At 68.8% G+C, this 22,700-nt stretch carries 20 protein-coding genes and 2 tRNA genes; 10 read left to right on the top strand and 12 right to left on the bottom strand.

Annotation, left to right across the window (positions count from 1 at the left end; all coding sequences use genetic code 11):
- Nucleotides 1–23: 23 nt before the first annotated feature.
- A complete protein-coding gene (locus QK291_RS17810; protein ID WP_282384144.1) occupies nucleotides 24–842 on the top strand; it encodes a class I SAM-dependent methyltransferase in 819 nt (272 codons plus the stop codon).
- A gap of 78 nt (nucleotides 843–920) precedes the next feature.
- Here the strand turns inward: QK291_RS17810 and QK291_RS17815 are convergent, their stop codons facing one another.
- Together QK291_RS17815 and QK291_RS17820 are read right to left on the bottom strand one after the other, a co-directional pair.
- On the bottom strand, nucleotides 921–1,277 hold the full coding sequence (locus QK291_RS17815; protein WP_282384122.1) for a DUF2516 family protein: 357 nt from the start codon (nucleotides 1,275–1,277) through the stop codon (nucleotides 921–923).
- A gap of 9 nt (nucleotides 1,278–1,286) precedes the next feature.
- On the bottom strand, nucleotides 1,287–2,519 hold the full coding sequence (locus QK291_RS17820) for a PLP-dependent transferase (RefSeq protein WP_282384123.1): 1,233 nt from the start codon (nucleotides 2,517–2,519) through the stop codon (nucleotides 1,287–1,289).
- An 88-nt stretch (nucleotides 2,520–2,607) separates the two neighbouring features.
- Between QK291_RS17820 and tmk the strand changes: the two genes are divergently transcribed.
- The 5 genes from tmk (at nucleotide 2,608) to QK291_RS17845 (ending at nucleotide 7,741) form a co-directional block, all read left to right on the top strand.
- Nucleotides 2,608–3,264 carry a dTMP kinase gene (gene tmk, locus QK291_RS17825; protein ID WP_282384124.1) on the top strand — a complete coding sequence of 219 codons (657 nt, stop codon included), beginning with the start codon at nucleotides 2,608–2,610 and terminating at the stop codon, nucleotides 3,262–3,264.
- Nucleotides 3,261–4,403: a DNA polymerase III subunit delta' gene (locus QK291_RS17830; RefSeq protein WP_282384125.1), complete on the top strand. Its 1,143-nt coding sequence runs from the start codon at nucleotides 3,261–3,263 to the stop codon at nucleotides 4,401–4,403. The genes tmk and QK291_RS17830 overlap by 4 nt, the downstream gene beginning before the upstream one ends.
- 107 nt (nucleotides 4,404–4,510) lie before the next feature.
- On the top strand, nucleotides 4,511–6,076 hold the full coding sequence (locus QK291_RS17835) for an alpha/beta hydrolase (protein WP_282384126.1): 1,566 nt from the start codon (nucleotides 4,511–4,513) through the stop codon (nucleotides 6,074–6,076).
- Between the two features lie 97 nt (nucleotides 6,077–6,173).
- Nucleotides 6,174–6,246: transfer RNA gene (locus QK291_RS17840), tRNA-Thr, on the top strand.
- A gap of 289 nt (nucleotides 6,247–6,535) precedes the next feature.
- Complete coding sequence (locus QK291_RS17845; protein ID WP_282384127.1) at nucleotides 6,536–7,741, top strand: MFS transporter; 1,206 nt, start codon at nucleotides 6,536–6,538, stop codon at nucleotides 7,739–7,741.
- A gap of 19 nt (nucleotides 7,742–7,760) precedes the next feature.
- On the opposite strand, the gene QK291_RS17850 is transcribed toward QK291_RS17845, so the two are convergent.
- Both QK291_RS17850 and QK291_RS17855 read right to left on the bottom strand, forming a co-directional pair.
- Complete coding sequence (locus QK291_RS17850) at nucleotides 7,761–10,640, bottom strand: cation-translocating P-type ATPase (RefSeq protein WP_348994597.1); 2,880 nt, start codon at nucleotides 10,638–10,640, stop codon at nucleotides 7,761–7,763.
- Entirely contained in the window at nucleotides 10,637–11,110 is a 474-nt protein-coding gene (locus tag QK291_RS17855; protein WP_282384128.1) for a DUF2231 domain-containing protein, read from the bottom strand. The genes QK291_RS17850 and QK291_RS17855 overlap by 4 nt, the downstream gene beginning before the upstream one ends.
- Nucleotides 11,111–11,178: 68 nt before the next feature.
- Here QK291_RS17855 and QK291_RS17860 point away from each other — a divergent pair, with 68 nt between their 5' ends.
- The 3 genes from QK291_RS17860 (at nucleotide 11,179) to QK291_RS17870 (ending at nucleotide 13,893) form a co-directional block, all read left to right on the top strand.
- A complete protein-coding gene (locus QK291_RS17860; RefSeq protein WP_282384129.1) occupies nucleotides 11,179–12,159 on the top strand; it encodes a hypothetical protein in 981 nt (326 codons plus the stop codon).
- Nucleotides 12,160–12,198: 39 nt separating this feature from the next.
- Complete coding sequence (locus QK291_RS17865) at nucleotides 12,199–12,378, top strand: hypothetical protein (protein ID WP_282384130.1); 180 nt, start codon at nucleotides 12,199–12,201, stop codon at nucleotides 12,376–12,378.
- Between the two features lie 135 nt (nucleotides 12,379–12,513).
- The gene (locus QK291_RS17870) at nucleotides 12,514–13,893 is read left to right on the top strand and encodes an FAD-binding oxidoreductase (protein WP_282384131.1); all 1,380 of its coding nucleotides are present in this window, start codon (nucleotides 12,514–12,516) and stop codon (nucleotides 13,891–13,893) included.
- A gap of 206 nt (nucleotides 13,894–14,099) precedes the next feature.
- Here QK291_RS17870 and QK291_RS17875 read toward each other — a convergent pair whose 3' ends face one another.
- From QK291_RS17875 to QK291_RS17905, 7 genes are all read right to left on the bottom strand, one after another.
- Complete coding sequence (locus tag QK291_RS17875; RefSeq protein WP_282384132.1) at nucleotides 14,100–14,945, bottom strand: aldo/keto reductase; 846 nt, start codon at nucleotides 14,943–14,945, stop codon at nucleotides 14,100–14,102.
- A gap of 108 nt (nucleotides 14,946–15,053) precedes the next feature.
- Nucleotides 15,054–15,509, bottom strand: coding sequence for a hypothetical protein (locus tag QK291_RS17880; protein ID WP_282384134.1), 456 nt, complete (start codon nucleotides 15,507–15,509; stop codon nucleotides 15,054–15,056).
- A gap of 7 nt (nucleotides 15,510–15,516) precedes the next feature.
- Complete coding sequence (locus QK291_RS17885) at nucleotides 15,517–16,227, bottom strand: bacterial proteasome activator family protein (protein WP_282384135.1); 711 nt, start codon at nucleotides 16,225–16,227, stop codon at nucleotides 15,517–15,519.
- 212 nt (nucleotides 16,228–16,439) lie between these two features.
- Nucleotides 16,440–16,631: a YbdD/YjiX family protein gene (locus QK291_RS17890; RefSeq protein WP_282384136.1), complete on the bottom strand. Its 192-nt coding sequence runs from the start codon at nucleotides 16,629–16,631 to the stop codon at nucleotides 16,440–16,442.
- 13 nt (nucleotides 16,632–16,644) lie between these two features.
- Nucleotides 16,645–18,945, bottom strand: coding sequence for a carbon starvation CstA family protein (locus tag QK291_RS17895; RefSeq protein WP_282384137.1), 2,301 nt, complete (start codon nucleotides 18,943–18,945; stop codon nucleotides 16,645–16,647).
- A gap of 198 nt (nucleotides 18,946–19,143) precedes the next feature.
- Nucleotides 19,144–19,680, bottom strand: coding sequence for a PadR family transcriptional regulator (locus QK291_RS17900; RefSeq protein WP_282384139.1), 537 nt, complete (start codon nucleotides 19,678–19,680; stop codon nucleotides 19,144–19,146).
- 129 nt (nucleotides 19,681–19,809) lie between these two features.
- Complete coding sequence (locus QK291_RS17905) at nucleotides 19,810–20,793, bottom strand: NAD(P)H-quinone oxidoreductase (RefSeq protein ID WP_282384141.1); 984 nt, start codon at nucleotides 20,791–20,793, stop codon at nucleotides 19,810–19,812.
- 172 nt (nucleotides 20,794–20,965) lie between these two features.
- On the opposite strand from QK291_RS17905, the gene QK291_RS17910 reads away from it, so the two are divergent.
- Nucleotides 20,966–21,053 (top strand) — tRNA-Ser (locus QK291_RS17910).
- A gap of 343 nt (nucleotides 21,054–21,396) precedes the next feature.
- Here QK291_RS17910 and QK291_RS17915 read toward each other — a convergent pair.
- The gene (locus QK291_RS17915) at nucleotides 21,397–22,344 is read right to left on the bottom strand and encodes a hypothetical protein (protein WP_282384142.1); all 948 of its coding nucleotides are present in this window, start codon (nucleotides 22,342–22,344) and stop codon (nucleotides 21,397–21,399) included.
- Between the last annotated feature and the right edge of the window lie 356 nt (nucleotides 22,345–22,700).

The following is a 22,700-nucleotide window of genomic DNA, read 5'->3' on the forward strand; positions in this document are numbered from 1 at the left end:
TGGCGTCCCCGCAGACCCATGTCATGGGAAAAGGCGGCGTGGCTAATGTCGGACCCCGGGCGGGCAGGCCGGTGGGCAACATTACCCGCGGCACCACCAACCCCAACCGGATGCGCCGGCTGGACCGCTGGCTGACCGGCCCGCAGGCCTGGCGGCTGCGCGCGGCGGCTGATCCCCTCGCCGTCGATCTGGGCTACGGCGCGTCCCCTGCCACCGCCGTCGAACTCTTTGAACGGCTGTCCGCGGTCCGGCCCGACGTGCGGGTGGTCGGCGTCGAAATCGAGCCCGAGCGTGTCCAGCTGGCCCGGGAACTGGAACGGCCCGGGCTGAGCTTCCGTCTGGGCGGCTTCGAACTGCCGGTGGCCGGCCGGCCCGTCCTGGTGCGGGCCTTCAATGTGCTCCGGCAGTACGAGGAGGCCGACGTCGCGGCCATCTGGCGCCTGGTCCAGGGCCGGCTGGCCCCGGACGGTCTGTTCATCGACGGCACCTGCGACGAGATCGGCCGCCGGGTCACGTGGGTGGCGCTGGACGCCGAGCGGCCGCTGAGCCTGAGTCTGTCGATGCGGTTCGGCAGTTTTGTGCTGCCCTCGGAGGTGGCCGAGCGGCTCCCGAAAGCCCTTATCCACCGCAACGTGCCCGGCGAGAGGATCCATGCCTTCCTGCAGGCGATGGACCAGGCGTGGCTGGAGGCCGCTCCGCTGGCGTCGTTCGGGAACCGGCAGCGCTGGACGGCGATGTGCCGGTCACTGCTCGACGCCGGCTGGCGGGTCCAGGATGGTCCGGCCCGGTGGCGGCTGGGCGAACTGACGGTGGGCTGGGACGCCGTCGCGCCGGGTCCTTAGTGGGGCTCTGAGATGACGGTGAGGGGCCCGGCCGGCAGGATTCCCTGGGTGAGCTCGCGAGCGTGGCGGCCGGCTAGGTCACCAGGGGCCGTAGGGACCCGTGTTGCGGCTCCCGCCGCGGCCCGCGTCCTTGACGGCGGGGCGGACGTCGGCAAGGTAAACGGACGCCGCCGTCACGGCGACGAGACCGAACAGTCCCAGCGGACCCAGGAGGCCGCCGCCTCCGCCGCCCAGCAGGGACAGCAGGCCCACGGCCATGGCGCCGCCGGTGACGGCCAGCCAAAATGTCTTGGTGCGCTTGGACACGGCCTCAAAGGCGTTCGCCTTGTGCCGCAGGCAATCGAAGAAAGCCCATACCTCAAGGGCCAGGGCTACGAGGGCCAGGAGAAAGTAGACCCCGGTCTCGACATAGTAAATAAGCGCTCGTCCGTCCATGCCCCCAGCCTAGCCGTCCAAGCTGGCCAGGGCCTGCTCCAAATCGGACCAAAGGTCCTCGACGTTTTCGATCCCCACGCTCAGCCGGACCAGATTGTCAGGGACACTGGCGGGCTCGGCCGTGTGCCGTCGCCGCCGTTCGATCAGCGACTCCACCCCGCCCAGGGAGGTGGCCGGGAGCCACAGCTTCAGGGCCCGGATCATCCGGTCCGCGGCATCGGCCCCACTGAGGAGGCCGCCGTGACCGCCGTCGACGCTGCCGTCGGCGCTGTTCCCCCCGCTGGCGATCGGGGCCATTTCAATGCAAAGCACCGAGCCGAAGCCCTTCATCTGGCTCCTGGCCCGTTCGTGGCCGGGGTCCGAGGGCAGACCCGGGAACCGGACGCTTCCGACCCTGGGGTGCGTGCTCAGCCGCCCGGCCAGGACCGCCGCCGAGGCCTGCGCGCGCTCCACCCGCAGGGCCAGGGTGCGCAGCCCGCGCAGCGCCAGCCAGGCCTCGAACGGCCCGGCGATTCCGCCGTGGATGGTGCGGTGGTGCAGCAGCGCGGCCCGCAGTCCGGCGTCGGACGTCACCAGGGCGCCCAGCACGACGTCGGAGTGGCCGGAGAGGTATTTCGTCACCGAGTGCAGGACGACGTCCGAACCCAGCGCCAGCGGCTGCTGCACGAGCGGGGTGGAAAAGGTGTTGTCCGTGACGACTATGGCGCCTGCCGCGTGCGCGGCCGCCGTCAGCGCGCGGATGTCCGCGACGCCTAGCATCGGGTTGGTGGGGCTCTCCAGCCAGAGCATGCCGGCGGGCCGCCCGTCCGCCGGGGCGAGCTGCGCCCGGACGGCATCGGTGTCCGCGATATCCACCGTGCGCAGCTCCAGGAACCCCTTCGCGGCCAGTTCCGTGGCCATCACCAGGGATCCGGCGTAGCTGTGCGACGGCATGACCAGCACTCCCCCGGCAGGAACCAGGGACAGTGCGGAGCTGACGGCGGCGAGGCCGGAGGCATAGAGCAGGCCAGGGAGCTCCGCGCCCTCCAGCTGGCCGAGGGCTTCCTCGAAGGGGTCCCAGGTGGGGTTGGAATACCGGCCGTAGCCGCGGTCGCCGTCGCCCAGCGGTCCCGTGCCGTAATAGGTCGAGGAGAGCACCAGCGGGGGGTTGACCGGTTCGTCGCGTTCACGGGGCGGGCGGCCCGCCGCCACCACGACCGTTTCAGCGGAGAGGGAGGCTGCCTGTGCATCGGAAAGACTCATGGTCACAGGGTACTTCGGCGCCCCTCAGGGCAGCCAAGGCGTTACGTCCAGGCACGTTACTGTCAGGGATTGTCGGTACGCTAGAGCAGTGACTACCCATAATCCCGGACTGTTTATCGCCTTCGAAGGCGGCGACGGCGCCGGCAAGTCCACGCAGGCGGCCGAGCTGGCGTCGGCCCTTGAATCGCGCGGCCTCAAGGTGCTGCGGACCCGGGAGCCGGGCGGCACTCCGATCGGCGAAAAGCTGCGTTCCCTGGTCCTGGACCACGGCCACGGCCACATCGACGCGCACACCGAAGCCCTCATTTTTGCGGCCTCCCGCGCCGCCCACGCCAGCCAGGTCATCCGCCCGGCCCTGGAACGCGGCGAGGTCGTCCTCACCGACCGCTACATCGATTCCTCGGTCGCCTACCAGGGCGCCGGCCGGGACCTGGGCACCGACGCCGTCCGCAACATCAACGAGTGGGCCACCTCGGGCCTTCAGCCGGACCTCACCGTACTTCTCGACGTTGACCCCGAGGTCGGCCGGCGACGGCGCACCGCGGGGGACGCGGCCGAGGACCGGCTGGAATCTGAGGCGGACGAGTTCCACGCCAGGATCCGGACCGCGTTCCTCGCCCTCGCCGCGGACCGGCCCGAGCGGTATCTCGTCCTTCCCGCCCACCTCCCGGTCGAGAAGTTGGCATTGCGGATCCTCGAACGGGTCGAGCCGCTGCTGGCCCTCCCCCGGGGCGTGAGGGCATGAGCGTCTGGGACGACCTCCAGGGCCAGCCCGCCGTCGTCGCCCAACTGCGCCAGGCTTCCGAGGGCGACGGCCTGACCCATGCGTGGCTTTTCACCGGCCCGCCGGGTTCCGGGCGGTCCAACGCGGCGAAGGCCTTCGCCGCCGCCCTGAACTGCGACCAGGACGATGTCAGCCGGCGCGGCTGCGATGAATGCGCGGCCTGCCTGACCATCCTCGGGGAAACCCACTCAGACGTCGCGTTCGTGCGCACCGAGAAGGTCACCATCACCATCGCCCAGGCCCGCGAACTGGTCTCCACCGCCGGGAACCGGCCGGCCTCGGCGCGCTGGCGCATCATCGTCGTGGAGGACGCGGACCGGATGGCCGAACGCACCACCAACGTGCTGCTCAAGGCGATCGAAGAACCGACCCCCCGCACCATCTGGATGCTGTGCGCGCCGTCCCCGGCCGACGTCCTCGTCACCATCCGCTCCCGGTGCCGGGCGGTGGCGCTGCGGCTTCCGCCCGCGGCCGACGTCGCGGCCCTGCTGGTCAAGCGCGACGGCGTTGACCCGGCCGTCGCCGAACGTGCCGCCCGGGCAGCGCAAAGCCATGTCGGGATCGCCCGCCGGCTGGCACGGGACCCCGAAGCCCGCGAACGGCGGCTCGAAACAGTGCGGTTCCCGCTGGGCCTCCGGGGCGTCACCGCCGCGGTGCTGATGGCGGAAAAACTCGTCAAGATCGCCACCGCGGAAGCCAACAGCTCCAACGACGAGCGCGACGCGGCGGAAAAAGCCGCGCTGCTCGCCACCCTCGGCGCGCCCGAGAGCGGCACGCTGCCGCCGGCCATGCGCGGACAGCTCAAGCAGCTCGAGGACGACCAGAAGCGCCGCGCCAAGCGGTCGGTGACAGACTCCCTCGACCGCACCCTGACCGATCTGCTGTCCTTCTACCGGGATGTGCTGATCATCCAGATGGGGAACGCCGTGGAGCTGGTCAACGTTGAACTCAGGAGCGAACTCGTGGAATTCGCCCGCCAGTCCCCCGCCGAAACAACACTTGCCCGCATGGACGCCATCAACAAGGCCCGCCAACGGATCACGACTTCCAACGTCGCCCCGCTGCTGGCCATCGAGTCGATGGCCGCCAGCCTCATCTGAGGGATCATAGAGTGACCCGTCCCCGGTGGTCCGGCCATCAGCCCAGCACCGGTCCGGTGTGCAGTGCCAGCCCGTCCGCCCCGATCCGATCCGCCAAGGAGAACCGCATGAAGTCTGCACGAGCAGTGCCCGCCAGATCCCGATCCCTTGCGATCGGCATGCGGGCAGCCGGCGCCATGGCCCTGGCCGTGGTGCTCTCCTCGTGCACCTTGTTCGGCGCCGGCGACGGCGGCGCCAAGAGCGCCAGCACCCCGAATCCTGAGATCGCGTCCTCCGCGCCCGCAGAGCTCCGCAGCTACTACACGCAGCAGACCGACTGGACCGCCTGCGAGACGGACTTCCAGTGCGCCAAGATCGAGGTTCCGCTGGACTACAGCAAGCCCGACGGCGACCGCATCGAGATCGCGGCAATCAAGCTGTCCACCAAAGGCAACAGCAAAGGAAGCCTGCTCATCAACCCGGGCGGACCCGGCGGCTCGGGCTATGACTTCGTCAAGGACGCCGGAACCACGCACTTCTCGGAGAAGCTCCGCGCCAACTTTGACATCGTGGGCTTCGACCCGCGCGGGGTGAAGCGCTCCGCCCCGGTCACCTGCCTGACGGATCAGGAACGCGACGCCGCCCGCGCAAAGATCTACGACATGGACACCGATGCCGGCCTGGCCGAAACCCTGGCGGACAACAAGGTGATCGCCGACCGGTGCCAGGAAAAGACTGGGCCCCTCCTGGGCCATGTCGACACGGAGAGCTCCGCCAAGGACCTCGACATCCTGCGTGCTGCCCTGAACGACACGAAGCTGAACTACATGGGCTTTTCCTACGGGACATTCCTCGGTTCGACCTACGCCGCGCTGTTTCCTGACAACGTCGGCACGATGGTCCTGGACGGCGCGATGAATCCCTCCCTCAGTTCCGAGGAGCTCACCAGCGGTCAGGCCAAAGCCTTTGAAAAAGCCCTCCGCGCCTACGTGGAAAAGTGCCTCCAGTCCAACGGCTGCCCGCTCAGCGGCGGCGTCGACAACGGGATCGAGCAGATCCGGGACCTGATCGCGGCCGTGGAAGCGAACCCGATGCGCGCCAAGGACGGCAGGATAGTCTCGGCGTCCACCCTGGTCACCGGCCTGATCGTCCCGCTGTACAACGACGACAACTGGCCGTTGCTCACGCAGGCCCTCGGCGCTGCCCTGAAGAATGACGCCTCGCCGTTCCTGCGGCTGGCCGACTTCAACGCCGAACGCGAACCCGACGGCAGCTATTCCTCGAACAGCACCTTTGCCTTCAGCGCCATCAACTGCCTGGACTACCCGATGGTCACGGACACCGCGGCAATGCGCGCGGACGACCAGCAGCTCCGGCTGGATTCGCCCACTTTCGGCAAGTACTTCGCCTACGGCGGCACCAGCTGCAAGGAGTGGCCGCACCAGAGCGTCCGCACCCCGGCACCGGTGGAATACCAAGGCTCGACCGACATCCTCGTGGTCGGCACGACCGGCGACCCGGCTACGCCGGTCGAATGGGCGAGCGAGCTGCGCAAGCAGCTGGGTAACGCCTCGCTGCTGACCTGGCAGGGCGAGGGCCACACCGCCTACGGCCGCTCCAACGACTGCGTCGGCAATGCCGTGGACGGTTACCTGGTCGACGGCAAGACCCCGCCGGACAACACCGTCTGCTGAGGCGCTCGGCACTCATTTTGACCCGGGCCGGAGGACTCTACTACAGTTGTCTCTGGCATGAAGCGCCCGGGCCACCGCCCGGACATTTTATGCGGTCGCTTCCTTAGCTCAGTTGGTAGAGCGTCTCACTCGTAATGAGAAGGTCGCCAGTTCGATTCTGGCAGGAAGCTCGAGTTTTCATCTATCGGCCCCGGCGCAGTCGCCGGGGCCGTTTTTTTGCCCCGGGTACGGGCAAGGCCTCCGAGATGAAGGCGATTACGTCAAGGCCCGGCACTACAGGCACCCCCGCCGGGTGTCCGGAAGGCCGCCGGCTGCGAGCGGGCCGCCGGGCCCCTTGCCCTTCCACAGACCGTCCGCGAGTCTTGGGAAATGGGCCGGTCCCACCGAAGCTTGTCAGCCCGCGAGCGGGTGAGGGGATCCGCCCTGCCAGGGGCCAACCGCCGGACTCTCTGGGGTCCGGTGATCGGTTTTGGCCTCGTCAGCCTGGCCGCCGACGTCGTCTCGGACGGCGCGCGGCCCCTGTCGGGCCCCCTGCTCGCCCAGCTGGGTGCCTCCGCCCTGGTCGTCGGCCTCGTGACGGGCGGCGCCGAAGCCGCGGCGCAGGGACTCCGCCTGCTGTTCGGGCCGTGGGCGGACCGGACCCGCAAATACTGGACCTTCACGCTGGCGGGATACGCGCTCACAGCGGTCTGCGTGCCCCTGCTCGCCGTGGCACCCTGGGCCGGAGAAGCTGGCCTGGTCCTGGCCTCAGTGCTCATCATCGGGGACAGGGTCGGCAAAGCCGTCCGCAGCCCGGCTAAGACCGTGCTGCTGGCCGCGGTCGCCAAGCCCGTGGGCCGCGGCCGCGGCTTCGCCGTCCACAAGTCCCTCGACCTCGTCGGAGCCCTGTTGGGGCCTGTCCTGGTCGCCGCGGTACTCGCAGCCACCGGAAACCTGTCGGCTGCTTTTTCGGCGCTGTCCGTTCCGGCAGCGGCGGCCATCTTCCTGCTGCTCTGGTTACGGCACCGGGTGCCGGATCCCGGCCCCCGCCAGCCGCCGCCAGAAGCTGGTGGAGGTCCGCAGGCAGTCGAACCGGCACCCCCGGGCGCGGCCGGCCGTCCGGTGTCGTTGCTTTCCGGGAGCTTTGCGCTGTTCGCTGTCTCCGCTTTCTTCTGGAGCGCCGGGCTCGTTGCCTTTGGTGTCATTTCGTTCCACCTCACGACAACGGCGGCCATTCCGGTGGCGGTGGTTGCGCTGCTGTACGCAGGCGCGATGGCGGCGGCGGCCCTGGGCGCTCTCGCCAGCGGCGTCATCTATGACCGTTCCGGCGGGCGGGTGCTCCTTGCCCTTCCCCTGCTGGTCGCTGCCGTGCCGGTGCTGGCCCTCGCGCCGGCGGCCGCGGTAGCTTTTATCGGCGTCCTCGTCTGGGGTACTGCCCTGGGCATCCAGGATTCGACAGTGAAGGCGCTGGTTGCCGATCTGGTGCCCGAGCAGCGCCAAGGGACGGCGTACGGCGTCTTCGCAGCCTTCGAAGGGGCCGGGGCGCTGGCCGGCGGCGTCCTATACGGCGCACTCTATGGCACCCGCCCGCTGCTGATCGCAGCCGTGGCGGTCCTGCAACTGCTCTCGTTCGTGGTGCTGGTTGTGGCGCTCCGCAGGACCCGCGGCCCCCTGCGGCAGCCCTAGAGCCGTGACCCGGCCCTTGTCATCCGCGGGCCTGCACCCCGCGCCGCCGCTCGCCCGCCCGCAGGACAATTTTGCGGAGCTCATCGAACCACAGCACGGTCGAGGCCATCCCCACGCAGACCGCCCAGTGGCCGGGGTCCAGGGACGCCGTCCCGAAGGCGCGCTGGAGGAAGGGCAGCTCGACGACCGCCACCTGGAGCACCGTCGCGAGCAGCACCGATCCCCAGAGCCATTTGTTCACGAAGAGCCGGCGGAAGGCCGACGTCGTCTCCGAACGGGAGTTGAAGGCGTTGAACAGCTGGGCAAACACGAGGGTGGTGAAGCCGGCGGTCCGTGCGACGTCGAGTGAGTCACTGCCGCCCGGGACCAACCCGCCGGGCAGGAAGATATCGATGGACAGCAGGGATGCGACGCCCATGACCAGGCCGATGCTCAGGATACCCAGCCACATCCGGGGGCCGAGGATCCGGTCGCCGCGCTGGCGGGGCCGGCGCGCCATGACGTCGTCGATTTCCGGGTCAACGCCCATCGCCAGGGCGGGGCCGGAGTCGGTCACGAGGTTGATCCACAGGATCTGCGTCGCCAGCAGGGGCACCGCGACTTCGCCGGGGCTCGCTGCGGCCAGGCCCATGGCGCCGGCGAACACGACGCCGAGGAAGACCGTGAACACCTCGCCCATGTTGGAGGAGAGCAGGTAACGCAGGAACTTTTCGATGTTCTCGAAGATGACCCGGCCCTGCCGCACCGCGGAGACGATGGTGGCGAAGTTGTCGTCGCCGAGGATCATGTTCGAGGCCTCTTTGGTGACCTCGGTGCCCGTGACTCCCATGGCGATGCCAATGTCCGCGGTTTTCAGGGCCGGCGCGTCATTGACACCGTCCCCGGTCATCGCCACCACGTTGCCCTGGGCCTGCAAGGCAGTGATGATCTGCAGTTTGTTCTGCGGCGCCACCCGCGCGTACACCGAGGTGTCCCGGGTGACCTTGCGCAGCCCGTCGTCGTCCAGGGCATCCAGCTCCGCGCCCGTCACCGCGCGCTCCCCCGGCTTGGCGATCCCGAGGTCCCCGGCGATCCGGGCCGCGCTGAGCGGGTGGTCCCCGGTGATCATCACGACGCGGATGCCCGCCCGCCGCGCCTCGGCCACCGCGGAGGCCGCTTCCGCCCGGGGCGGGTCCAGGATTCCGACGACGCCGACGTACACCAGCGTGCTCTCGTCCTCCTCGTCGAGGATGTCCGCTTCGTGACGGTCCGCTTCGGTGTATCGGCGGTAGGCCACGCCGAGCGTGCGGAAGGCCTGGGACGAGAGCTCCTCGACGTCGCCAAGGGCCCGGGCCCGGCGTTCCACGTCCATCGGAACAACCTCCCCGCCGAGCTGCAGCCCGGTGCAGCGCTTCAGCAGGACGTCCGGGGCCCCCTTGGTGACCAGGGACAGGGTGCCGGCCTCGCGGTGGCGGGCCAGCGCGGACATCAGTTTCCGCTCCGAGGTGAACGGGATCTCGCCGTGCCGCTCGAACTCCCCGGTCCGGTCTGTGACGCCTTCCAGCTTCCGGGCCGCGACGAGGAACGCCGCTTCGGTCGGGTCGCCCTGGATCTCCCATTCACCGCCATGCTCCCGCAGCTGCGCGTTGTTGGCGAAGGAGCCACCGGCCAGCACCATGCGTGCCTCCCGGAGCAGCGCAGGATCAGGGACTTCGTTGCCGTTGTGGAGAACCCCGCCCTCCGGCCGGTACCCGACACCGGTGAGCTCGACCTGGCCGGAGGCTGTGGTGATCCGGCAGATGGTCATCTCGTTGCGGGTCAGCGTTCCGGTCTTGTCCGAGGCGATCACCGAGGCGGAGCCAAGGGTTTCCACCGAGTGCAGCTCCTTGACCACGGCGTTGCGTTTGGCCATGTTCTGGACCCCGATGGCGAGCACCACGGACAGGATGGCGGGCAGGCCCTCCGGCACTGCCGCCACGGCGAGCGAGACCCCCAGCAGCAGGACGGTGACGAGCCCGCTCAGCGTCGACACCCCGTTGACGATGATGATCGTGGCCATCACGACGACGGCGATCGCGATCACGGTGATGCCGAGCAGCTTGCTGACGCCGGCAATTTCGCGCTGCAGCGGGGTGGGGGCGTCCTCGGCGGCGGCCAGCAATCCCGCGATCGCGCCGACCTCGGTGTCCATCCCGGTTCCGGTCACCACCGCCCGGCCCACGCCCTGCGCCACGGCCGTCCCCTTGTAGACCATGTTCAGCCGGTCGCCGAGGGGGACATCACCGCCGAGGACCATGGGGTCCTTGAAGACGGGGGCGCTTTCGCCGGTCAGCGAGGACTCGGCAACGCCCAGGGAACTTGCCGTGATCAGCCGGGCGTCGGCACCGACGGAGTCCCCCTCGTTGAGGACCAGGATGTCACCGCGCACCAGTTCAGCGGACGGCACGGTTTTCAATTGGCCGTCCCGCAGCACCATGGAGTTCGCTGCCGTCATCAGCCGAAGCGCCGCGACGGCGCTCTCGGCCTTGTTTTCCTGCACGAAGCCCAGGACGCCGTTGAGCAGGACCACGGCCCCGATCACAAGGGCGTCAACCGGCACGCCGGCGGCACCTTCCACCGCCCAGGCAAGGACCGAGATGGCGATGGCCGCCAGCAGCAGGTAGATCAGCGGGTCCTGGAACTGCCGCACGATCTTCCGCCACAGCGGCACCGTGGGTGCGGAGCGGAGCTGATTGGCGCCGTAGAGGGCCAGGCGCCGGTCCGCCTCGTCCGAGTCCAAACCGGTGTCAGCGTTGACGTCGAGCGTGTGCAGGGCTTCGGTGGCTCGGCGGAGGTGCCAGGGGAGGGCGCCGGCGGCGGCCGGGACCGGACGACTGTGCGCCGCCTGGCCCGGACCGCCGCCGTGAGCTGGTTCGCTCAACGGGCCCAGACGGAAGCCGCCCCGGAATGCCCGGTGATGACGCTCTGGTAGACGAAGAAGGCGCCGGCTGCCGCTGCGACGATCAGCAGGGTCATCCGGACAGCACTGTTGGTGCGCAGCGCCCCCAGGAACGCGAAGCGCCGTCCGATGGGCTCGTGGCTCACGATCAGCGCCGCCGCCACAACCACGAAGAACACCACGGAAACGGCCTTGAGCACGTCCCCCTGTTCAGCGTGTTCACGGATCAGTGCGGAGGCAGGGCGGGTCTTTTGGAGCTGCTCCCCGGCCTGCGCTGTGAGCAGGGACACCGGAACCAGCACCAGGGACAGCACTGCCAGCGGCCAGGCCAGGTAGCCGCGCCAGCGGGGCGCCGCGGCATACACGATCGCGGCGAGGCCGGCGATCGGGGCCAGCACGACGACGGCGTGGATGAGCAGGATGTGGGCCGGGAGGCCCGCTATTTCGATCATGTATGCCCCTATCCCTCGGACCGGCCCGGCGGCTGCGTCGCCGAGGGCTGGGCTTCTATGATTCTTGCATGGGAGAGCAGGGGCTGGCGGACGTAGCGGCACGGCTCTATGCCCTCCCGTTCGACGATTTTGTCGCCGCACGGACAGCAGCAGCCAAAGACGCCGCTGCCGCGAAGGAGCAGGGGACCCTCGCCGCGGAGGTGCGGTCCCTGCCCAAACCGTCTGTGGCGGCGTGGGCGGTGAACATGCTCGCCGCCCGGCGGCCGGGGATTCTCCGGGAACTCGCCGGGCTGGGGACGGCGATGCGCGCGGCGCAGTCCTCCCTCGACGCCGCGGAACTCCGGCGGCTGGGACACGTTCGGCGCCAGCTCCTGGGCAGCGCGGTCAAGGCAGCGAGGGAGGTCGCCGAACAGCAGGGACGGAAGATCAGCGGTGCGATCGCCGCGGAGGTGGAAGCGACCCTGCGCGCGGCGACAGCGGATGCGGGGGCCGCGGCCGCCATGCAGTCCGGCCGCCTGCTCCGGGGGCTCTCCGCCGACGGCGTGGACGTGGTGGATCTGTCCGGCGCTGTGGCGCTGCCCGGCCTGGTGATTGCTGCGGAGGCCGAACCGGTTCGCCCCGGCTCAGCCGGAAAAGCAGCGCGGACCGGGACCGTAGCGGGTTCCGGAACCGCAGCGGAGAAAGCGGCGGAGCAGCCCCGCCTGCGCGCGGTCCGGCAGGAACCGCGGCCGTCCACTCCCTCCGTGCTGGAACGTGCCCGGACGCTGCTCAAGGACGCCGAAGATGCCGCGGCAGCGGCCGCGCAGGAATCCCGGCAGCAGGAAGAGGAGCTGGCCGGGTCCATGGCCCTGGCCACAGAGCTCGCCGACGCGGTGCGGACGCTGCGGGAACAGCTTGCCGAGCGCGAGCAGGAGCTCAAGGCTGCCAGGAAGCGGCGCGAGCTGGCCGCCGCCCGGGCCCAGCAGGCAGCGCGGGCGGCAGCCAAGGCGCGGCGCACCGAGGACCTTGCCCGGGAACGGGTCCTGCGGCTGGGCGACACACCGCGCTGATGACCGGAAAGTGTCGGAGGCCGGCGCCACACTTAATGCATGGAAGCCAACCAGTACTTTGAAGTCACGTACCTGGACACGGACTGCGGCCGCATCCGCACCGAGACCTTCGACGACGTCTCCGACGCCGAACGCTTCGCCAGCCGACGGCTCGCCGACGAGCAGGGCTGGGCCATCATTGACGCGGTGCCGGCGCAGGAAGGCCGCAGGGCAGCCTAGCCTTACTGCCCGGTGAGGTTGATTGAGATCGAGTGCGGACACGCCCGCCGGCCAGCTGCTCTTACTCGTTGATCCCCATATGCGCTCGACCGTTTTCCTCTGGAAACCTCCGCACCCCCGCCCTACCATGAAGCCATGTTGGACACCCGCAACCTGAGGGCCTTTGCGGACGGCTTCGGCGGCGAGGTGATCAGGCCGGGCGAACCGAGGTACGACGTTGCCCGTGCGGTCTGGAACGGTCTGGTCGACCGCAGGCCGGGCCTCGTCGTCCGGCCGAACGGAACGGCCGACGTCGTGGCGGCCCTCCGGTTCGCCCGCGAACAGGAACTCGTCGTCGCCGTGCGCGGCGGCGGCCACAGCATCCCCGGATTCTCTACATGCGACGACGGTATAGTCATCGACCTCTCGCGAATGCGCGGCGCGGCGATCGATCCCGGACGCCGCACGGCTGTCTGCGCCGGCGGGGCGCTGCTCTCAGATCTGGACGACGCGGCACAGGCAGTCGGCCTCGTATGCCCTGTCGGCGTGGTCTCCCACACCGGCGTCGGCGGTCTCACGCTTGGCGGCGGGATGGGCCGACTGCAGCGGAAGTTCGGGCTAACGATTGACAACCTCCGTGCGGTGGAGCTCGTGACGGCCGACGGCGGGATCGTCCGCGCCTCGTCGGACGAAAACCCCGAGCTCTTCTGGGGTGTCCGTGGAGCCGGCGCAAACTTCGGCGTTGCGACGTCGTTCGAATACGCCCTCCACCCGCTTGACCATCCCATCACGCACGGGACCGTCGTCCACCCGATCGAGCGCGCCGGCGAGCTCGCGCAGCTTTTCACTGAGATCGCAGAGACGGGCCCGGACGAGCTGTGGCTCGGCTTCTATCTCCGCCTGGCGCTCCCGGCGGAGGCCTTCCCGGCAGGGATCGGGGGCCGGCCGATAGCCGCTGTCTCCGTTTTGCACTGTGGGCAGCCCCGCGGGGCCGAGCGGGATCTCGCACGGCTGCGTGGGTTCGGACCGCCGGTTGCCGGCTCGATCGAGCCGAAACCCCACCTGGTAGCACAGCGCCTCGCAGACGTGTCCTCGGCGTGGGGCCACCGCTTCTACATGAAGAGCGCCTTCCTCCGCAGCCTGCCCGAGGAGCTCGTCGATATGGCGGTCCAGCACACACACGGGATTCCTCAGGGAGCCGGCGGCGAGTTCGGTTTCTGGTCCTGGGGCCGGGCGATCGCAGAGGTGCCGGAGGATGCAACCGCGTTCACGGGCCGCGCAGCGGCCTACTGGATGGGCGCCGAGATTCAGTGGGACGATCCGGAGCTCGACGGGCCGTGCCGTGAGTGGGCCCGGGCGGGAATGGCGGAGGTCGGGCCGTTCGCCGCCAGGGGCCGCTACGTCAACGACGTCGCCGAATCGCGCGGGGACTCGCGGGCGATCTATGGCGACGGGAAGTACGAGCGGTTGCTCGGGCTCAAGCGCGCATGGGACCCGGACAACGTCTTCCGGATGAATCAGAACATCCGCCCTTAGCGACGACTGGGAGGGACGGCCGGGCCGTCGTCGACTCCGTGCCGCTGCGTTTGGACCAGAAGGCTACCTCAGCCCGCCCTGAAACGACTGCCGGGCACGAGAAAGGCCCCCACCGGTCGGGTGAGGGCCCTGCTGTGGCTCCGGGAAACCCGTCGCCTCAGCCGCGAATAGGCCGAACCGCTGGCCTCTCGGCCAAGCGGGTTGGCTTAGGCGAAGTCGGAGACTGCCGGGTCGGCGCCGATGCGGCCGGCACCCTCGGCCGACTTGTCCATGCCGTTGATGGCCTGCACATCCGTCTCGTCCAGGCTGACGTCCAGCGCGGCGTAGTTCTCGCGGATGCGGGATTCGGTCACGGACTTGGGGATAACAACGTTGCCGACGGCCAGGTGCCAGGCGATGACAACCTGCGCCGGGGTGGCACCATGCTTGGCCGCGATCTGGCCGATGATGGAGCTCTCCAGCAGCTCGCCACCCTGGCCCAGCGGCGACCAGGCCTGGGTAAGGATGCCCTTGGACGCGTTGAATTCGCGCAGCTCGGCCTGGTTGAAGAAGGGGTGCAGCTCGACCTGGTTGATGGCCGGCACAACGCCGGTCTCGTCGATGAGACGCTGCAGGCCCGCCTTGGTGAAGTTGGAGACGCCAATGGTCTTCACGCGGCCCTGCTTCTGCAGCTCGATGAGAGCCTTCCAGGTGTCCACGTATTTGTCCTGCTTGGGCTGCATCCAGTGGATCAGGTACATGTCCAGAGTCTCCAGGCCCAGACGGTCCATGGATTCCTCAAAGGCCTTCAGCGTGGACTCGTAGCCCTGGTCCGCGTTCCACAGCTTGGTGGTGATGAAGATTTCCTCGGGCTTGAGGCCCGAGCGCTCGATCGCCCGGCCCACGCCTGCTTCATTGCCGTAGATCTTGGCGGTGTCGATGTGGCGGAAGCCTGCCTCGAAAGCCTGGACAACCACCTTCTCGGCGATGTCGTCTTCCACCTGCCACACCCCGTAGCCAAGCTGGGGAATGGTGTTGCCGTCATTGAAAGTCAGTACCGGAGAAAAAGTCATCCCGCTATCCTGCCAACGTCCCCGGCATACCGCCAGCTTAAGGGGCGCAGCTAAGCTAGGCGCTTAACCGGGAATTTTCCCGCCCTTGCCAGGGTCAGTCCGCAACCCTCAGTCGGTGGCGGCCGCCTCCGCGAGCCGGCGTTCGGCGTCGTTGACCTGTTCCAGCACCGACTCGGCGCGGCGCCGCACCGACACCGCCCCGGCCGGGACGGGGCCGACGGCGAGCCGGAGCATCGCGGCTGCCTCGGCCGTGGTCGCCAGGGAGTTCCCGGCTGTGGACAGGGCGCGGTGGACTCCTGCCAGCCGCCCTGGAATGTCCAGTCCCTCGCTGGGTGAACGCCGCTGGGCCTCCGCGCAGATCTGCCGGACCCGCCCGGAGAGCACCGTGAGCTCGTTCGCGATCGCCAGGAGTTCGTCGTAGAGGGCATCGTCCTCCACACCGGCGAGAACCTGGTGGTAGCGGTCGAGGCCGCGGGTGAACCGGTCATGGGCTCGGCGCCAGAGGCCCTTGCCGAGTTCGATGTCGTCTTTCCGCCCCTGCCGGGCGGCGCTGAAGAATCCCAAGGATGCCCTAGAGGTACTGGCCGGGACCGCGGTCCGGGTCTGCGGGGACGGCAGGCTGCGGGTGACCCGCGCCGGGCCTGGGTGCAGCGGCGCGTTGGGGTTCCCCGTTCTCGCCGATGACGACTCCGGGCGCAATCACCGTACCGGGCGGCAGCTGACGGAGCTGCGCCTGCGCCGCGGCGTGCTCCCGGGCTGCATGCTGAGCCGCGAGGGCGGTCTGGATCCCGTGGAAGAGTCCCTCCAGCCAGCCGACCAGCTGGGCCTGGGCGATCCGCAGTTCCGCATCCGAGGGGGTTCCGTCCTCCGGGAAGGGAAGGGTGATGCGTTCCAGTTCCTCGACCAGTTCCGGCGCGAGGCCGTCTTCCAGTTCCTTGATGGAGCGTTCATGGATTTCTGCCAGCCGGACGCGCGCCGCGTCGTCAAGCGGAGCGGACTTCACTTCGTCCAGTAGCTGCTTCATCATGGTGCCGATCCGCATGACCTTCGCGGGTTCGTCGACGAGGCCCTGGAGCTGGCTGGTTTTGGGGCGTCCCTCGGTGTGTTGCCCGGGCTGGACGGGTTGTCCCTGGCCCCGCAGTCTCCCGGGCTGTCCGGGCTGTCCGGGCTCCAGCGGCTGGTCCCGGGCCGCGTTTGCGTCGTCGCCGGCCGGCCGGGGGATCAGGGTGGCGCCCTCAAGGGGGCTCCCGCCGCCGGGCTGAGTGTCGTGGGGATCGCTCATGGCTTCATACTCTCACGAGCCCGGGCCGCCGAGTGCGGAGCGGCGCGGGCGGGTGGCCGCGGAGCGGGGAGCGGCGCGGGCGGGGGGCCGCGGAGCGGGGAGCGGCGCGGGCGGGGGGCCGCGGAGCGGGGCAGCCGCCGGTCCCCACCCGGACCCAAGGAAATGCGCAACAAACGGTCCAGGCAGCGGCGGCGCCGCTCAGCCGAAACCGGTCAGCAGCACCGGCCCTGCGGGTTGGCGTCCTGCCGGTCCGTCTGGTCCCGCCAGAACTCCCGCTCGGTCATCGGCTGGGTGCCGTGGCCGGCTTCGGCATGATGTGCGAGGTACTTGGTGTACCCATCCGCACCCATGACACCGCCCAGGTACCGGGCGAATCCCCGGAAGCCCGCAACTACAGCATTCATCTGTGCCTCCGTATTAGTGGTGGGCGGACTTCTCGGTCCGCTTGTCCGCCGGCAGCTGGTTCCATTGGGCCATGAGCGCCCGCTCGGGTTCGGTGGGAACCGGGCCGGCCGGGGCGAAGACACGCGACGGCAGCGCCGGATCCTCGTTGCTGGTGGTGGCCAGGCCTGCTTTGGCGTTGCGGAACGCCTTCGCGGTGGCGATCAGGGCCGCCGTGATGACGATGATGCTGAGCACCACGAAGATGACCGAGAGCCAGCCCTGGATCGCGGTGTTGCGGATCACGGCTTCCATCGCCGGGACGGTCTTGGCCGTGCCGAAGGAGGTTTTGCCCTCCTCGAGTGCCTTGGAGAAGGCGGCGTTGTTGGCGAAGTAGCCGACAGCCGGAGTGGAGGAGAAGATCTTCAGATAGCTGGCCGTGATGGTCACGACGGCTGCGAAGGCCATCGGGATCGCCACGATCCAGAGGTACTTGAAGGAGCCCTTCTTCGCCGCGATGGCCAGGCAGACGGACAGTGCAATGGCGGCCAGCAGCTGGTTGGCGATGCCGAACAGCGGGAACAGCGTATTAATGCCGCCCAGCGGGTCCGTGACGCCCATCAGCAGCACGGCGCCCCAGGCACCGACCATGACTAGGGTGCAAAGCCAGGCGCCGGGACGCCAGGAGTGCTCCTTGAACTTCGGCACGAAGTTGCCGATCGAGTCCTGCAGCATGAAGCGGGCAACGCGCGTGCCGGCGTCGACCGCGGTGAGGATGAACAGCGCCTCGAACATGATGGCGAAGTGGTACCAGAAGCTCATCATGGCGGTGCCGCCGATGAACTGCTGCATGATGTGGGCAAGGCCCACGGCCAGGGTCGGGGCGCCGCCGGTGCGGGAGACGATGCTGGCTTCGCCGACGTTGGCGGCCGTTTCGGCGAGCAAGTTCGGGCTGATGTTGACGCCGGAGAGTCCGAGGCTGTTGACCCAGGCGGCCGCGGTTTCCACGGTGCCCCCAGTGAGGGCTGCCGGGGAGTTCATGGCGAAGTAGAGTCCGCGGTCAATGGAGATCGCCGCGACGAGAGCCATGACGGCCACAAAGGACTCCATCAGCATGCCGCCGTACCCGATGTAGCGGGTCTGGCGTTCCTTTTCGATCAGCTTCGGTGTGGTGCCGGAGGCGATCAAGGCGTGGAATCCCGAGAGCGCGCCGCAGGCGATGGTGACGAAGAGGAACGGGAACAGGGAGCCCGGGAAGACGGGACCATTGTCGCGGCTGGCGAATTCGCTGAAGGCCGGGACGGTGATTTCCGGGCGGACCACGATGACGGCCAGTGCCAGCATCACGATGACGCCGATCTTCATGAAGGTGGAGAGGTAGTCACGCGGCGCGAGGAGCAGCCAGACCGGCAGGATGGCGGCGATGAAGCCGTAGATGATGATGGCCCAGGCGATGGTGACCTTGTCCAGCGTAAAGAGGGCGTCGCCCCATTCGGTGGCGGCGACGACGCCGCCGCCGATGATGGCGGCCATGAGCAGCACAAAGCCGATCAGCGAGACTTCCATGATCTTGCCGGGGCGGATGAAGCGCAGGTAGACGCCCATGAAGAGGGCGATCGGGATGGTCATGCCGACGGAGAAGACACCCCACGGGCTCTCGGCCAGGGCGTTGACGACGACAAGGGCCAGGATGGCGACGATGATCACCATGATCAGCAGGGTGGCGACCAGCGCGGCGGTGCCGCCGATGGCGCCGAGTTCCTCGCGGGCCATCTGGCCCAGGGAGCGTCCGCCGCGGCGCATGGAGAAGAACATCACGACGTAGTCCTGGACTGCTCCGGCGAACACGACGCCGATGATGATCCAGATGGTGCCGGGGAGGTAGCCCATCTGGGCGGCGAGGATCGGGCCTACGAGGGGCCCGGCGCCGGCGATGGCGGCGAAGTGGTGGCCGAACAGGACGTTGCGGTCCGTCCGGACATAGTCCTTGCCGTCGGCCTTGTACTCCGCGGGGGTGGCCCGGCGGTCGTTCGGCTTGAGCAGGAAGCGCTCGATCACCTTGGAGTAAAAGCGGTAGCCGATCAGGTACGTGCACACCGCGGCGAACACGAACCAGATGGCGTTGACCGTTTCACCGCGGACGATCGCGAGCATGAACCATGCCACGGCGCCCAGCAGGGAGATTGCCGCCCAGATGGCGATCTTGGTCGGCGTCCATTTGCGCTCTTCGGCCTCACGCACGGACTCGTCCACGGCTGTGGGCGGCAGGGCCGGATCGGGCGTTATGCCGTCGTCGACGAGTATGTTTTTTGACGTGCCATCTGGCATTGTGCCCATGTCTCCTCCTTGAGAAACCCCAACCGGGCAAATCCACTTGACAGATGTGCCCCAAGGCACCCTACCAACGACGGCGATCCATGGATACGGCTTTGCGCCAGACGGTCCCGCGGACGCGGCGAACGGTCGGGCCAACGAGTCGAGCGGCGGGGCGGTCACCGCCGGATGTTACCCGCAGGTACCGGGTACGGGCGGCCCTCAGGCGGACGGGCCGGCCAACTGCATGAGCCGGGCCTCGCAGAGGTCAAGCCACCGCACCTCGGCCTCGGTCTGGAAGATGAGCGAATCCAGCACCAGCAGCCGGGCGGTGTCCGTGGGCCGGTGCTGGGATGCCGTGTCGCGGCGGGCCTTGGTGTAGTCCTGCAGGGCTCGGATGGACACGGCGCGCTGGGCTTGGATGGCGGCGCCGACGTCGACGCCTGGCAGCGTCAGCCCGAGGGCGAGCTTGATGGCCAGTTCGTTCCGGGGAGGGCTGGTCCGCGGAACCGGCGAGGTGAACCAGGTGCGGACTTCGGCGCGCCCCTCGGGGGTGATGGTGTAGACGACGTGGCCCTCGCCGTTGGCGCCCGCCTTGCGGACAAGGCCGTCGCGCTCCAGGCGATCAAGGGTGGTGTAGACCTGCCCGATATTAAGGGGCCAGGTTGATCCGGTGCGGTCCTCGAATTCGATCCGCAGCTGGTAGCCATAGCGTGGCCGGTCCTGCAGGAGTGCCAAGAGGCTGTGACGGATGGACATGATGCTCCCGGAGGGTAGCGGGACGACAGCATACACGCGCCCCAAGGCGCGTGTATACCGCGTATGGAATTACATTACCGTCATTTGTGACGCCGAAGCAATTCGGATATGCCGTTGCCGGAATATCTCCTAGAGAACCAGCAGGATTTTTCCCACATGGTCACCGGAGTCGAAGTACCGGTGCGCGGCAGCCACCTGTTCCAGCGGGAAGGTCTTTGCCACCAGCGGCCGGATCCGGCCATCGGTCAGCAGCGGCCAGACCGCGTCGCGGACAGCGTCCATGATCACGGCCTTCTCCTCCACGGGCCGCGGGCGCAACGCCGTCGCGATGATCGCGGCGCGCTTGGTCAGCAGCTGGCCCAGGTCCAGTTCACCCTTGGCCCCGCCCTGGAGGCCAATCACCACCAGCCGCCCGTAGTCCGCCAGCGCATCCACGTTCCGCGTGAGGTACTTGGCCCCAACGACGTCGAGAATGACATCCGCGCCCTTACCCCCGTTCTGCGCACGCAGGCTCGCCGGGAAGTCCTCCTCGGCGTAGTTGATGGCAATGTCGGCACCAAGGAAGGCCTTGGCGGTGCCGACCTTCTCCGCCGTCCCGGCCGTGGTGGCGACGACGGCGCCAAAGGCCTTCGCGAGCTGGATGGCCATCGTGCCGATGCCGCCGGTTGCCCCGTGGATGAGGACGGTCTCGCCCGGCTGCAGCTGCGCCGTCATGATCAGGTTGGAATAGACTGTCGCGGCCACTTCCGGCAAGGAGGCGGCGGTGACCAGGTCGATGCCGTCCGGGACCCGCAGGACCTGCCCGGCCGGAACGGCCACCTGCTGGGCGTAGCCGCCGCCGGCCAGCAGGGCCACGACCTTGTCCCCCACGGAGAACGGCTTGGTGACGCCGGGCCCAAAGCCGGCGATCCGGCCCGAGACTTCCAGCCCGGGAATGTCGGAGGCCCCGGGCGGAGGCGGGTAGTGGCCCTTGCGCTGCTGGACGTCGGCGCGGTTGAGGCCGGCGGCGACGACGTCGATCAGTACCTCGCCGGTGCCGGGCACCGGGGACGGGACCTCGCGGACCACCAGGGCCTCGGGTCCGCCCGGCTCTGAAATGTAGACGGCCTTCATGGAGAACTCCCGATTCCTAACTAAAACTTGCTGCAGCTCCTTGCAGGGATGCACCCTCGGCACACCACATCCGAAGCGCATTCTCCCAGAGTAGGCGGAGGAGATACCCGCGTCCGGGAGCGCAACCTCGTTTTTTGTTGCTGCCGACTGCCTATGAAACACTACTCGTTAGGGAAGGTTGTCCGAGCGGCCGATGGAGCTGGTCTTGAAAACCAGTGTGCGGTAACCCCGTACCAAGAGTTCGAATCTCTTACCTTCCGCGAATGATGCCCCTGGATCCGCTGTTACGGCGGAACCGGGGGCATTTTTGCGTGGCGGGACTTACGGCGGTACAGAGCGGACGCGGGTTGGCCGCCGACGGGTACACGTGGCCGGGCAGTGGGCAGATCAGGGCGGATGCGCACCGCGGGCCGGGGCACCTGGCCCGGCAGTGGGCAGATCAGGGCGGATGCGCACCGCGGACCGGGGCACCTGGCCCGGCAGTGGGCAGATCAGGGCGGATGCGAGGCACTGATGCGCCCTGATCTGCCCGCGCGGCGCGACCGCGCCCGGCGGGGCCGAGCCGTGGATCCGGAGCGATGGGTGTTCATCCGCTGGGCGTGACTATCCGGGCCATCCCTGACCCCGGAGGGCCTGCCGCACCCGCGTCAGCACCCAGTCGTCGCCATTCCGGACGTCTAGTTTGTTGATTACCAACTGCCGCCAGCCAGCGCCGACGGTGCGTTCGTTACGCAGCGCATCGGCGAGCTGCTGCTCAGGCGTAAGGTGATGGCCGCCGTCGTACTCCACGGCGAGTTGGAATTCAGGGCAGCCGAGGTCGATCCACAGCGGAGTGCCCTGTTCATCCAGCAGGACGTAGTTCGGCTCGAACGCCGGCAGCCCGGAGCGGCCAAAGAGCAGGCGGAGCCTGGTTTCCGGGGGCGAGTCGACGCCCACGCGGGCCAGCCCAAGCGATTTCCTCAGCAGGCGAAGACCCGTCACCGGGCGGCGGCTCCCGGCATAGCGCTGAAGTTCCTCCAACGTCATGCGCGCGGTCCGCGGGTGCAGGTAGCGCACATGCTCGCAGACGAGGTCGTCCGCGATGACAACGAGGTCCTCAAGCGTCAGCGCACCCGTCCCGGCGAGGTCCAGCAGGGTCCGGGAAATCGAGGTGACCGGGACGCCCTCCAGGATGACAATATCGGCAGGCTCCAGCATGGCGCGGTGGCCGACGACGCCCTTCCTGCGGGGAGCGGCTGACCCTGCCCTGGTCAGGTGCAGCAGGTTTGACCTTGTCGTGGAACGCCCTTCCGCCAGGCTGCCCGGGAGCTTGAAGGCGTGGACGGCGGCCGCGGAGTAGTAGCTGACAGTGTCTGGCGTCCCCAGGTCCGTGTACGGCCGCACCCTGTCCAGCAACGACTGCTGCGGTCCGACCGGCACACGGATGCCGCGGCTCGGCACATGGATGTCCTTAGCCTTGGCCCGCCACGGGGAAATGCCGCTCAGCCGGCCCTCCCTGATAGTGAAGGACCGTGCCGCCAGGTCCTCCGGCAGCGGTTTCGCTGTTGCCATGGGCCCATTAGGCCACAACCCGGCGCGGGCCGCGTCGGGTTATCCACAGCCCCGGCGCGGAGGCTGGGTGGAACCGGTCGGATTGCATCGGCGCGCCAGAGGTGGCCGGGGGTGGGGCAGGTGCTGGCAGCCGGATGCGCCGCTGGGGACGGTTGCGCGTCGCCGGTTGCGGGCAGATCAAGCCGGATGCGCCGCTGGGGACGGTTGCGCGTCGCCGGTCGCGGGCAGATCAAGCCGGATGCGCCGCTGGGGACGGTTGCGCGTCGCCGCTAGTGGGCAGATCAGGGCGGATGCGCCGCTGGGCGGGTTCAAGCGATCGTTGCAACACCTCCGAATTATCGGGAGTTGCAGCGCGA

Source organism: Arthrobacter sp. AL12 (genome assembly GCF_029960645.1).
Lineage (GTDB): Bacteria > Actinomycetota > Actinomycetes > Actinomycetales > Micrococcaceae > Arthrobacter.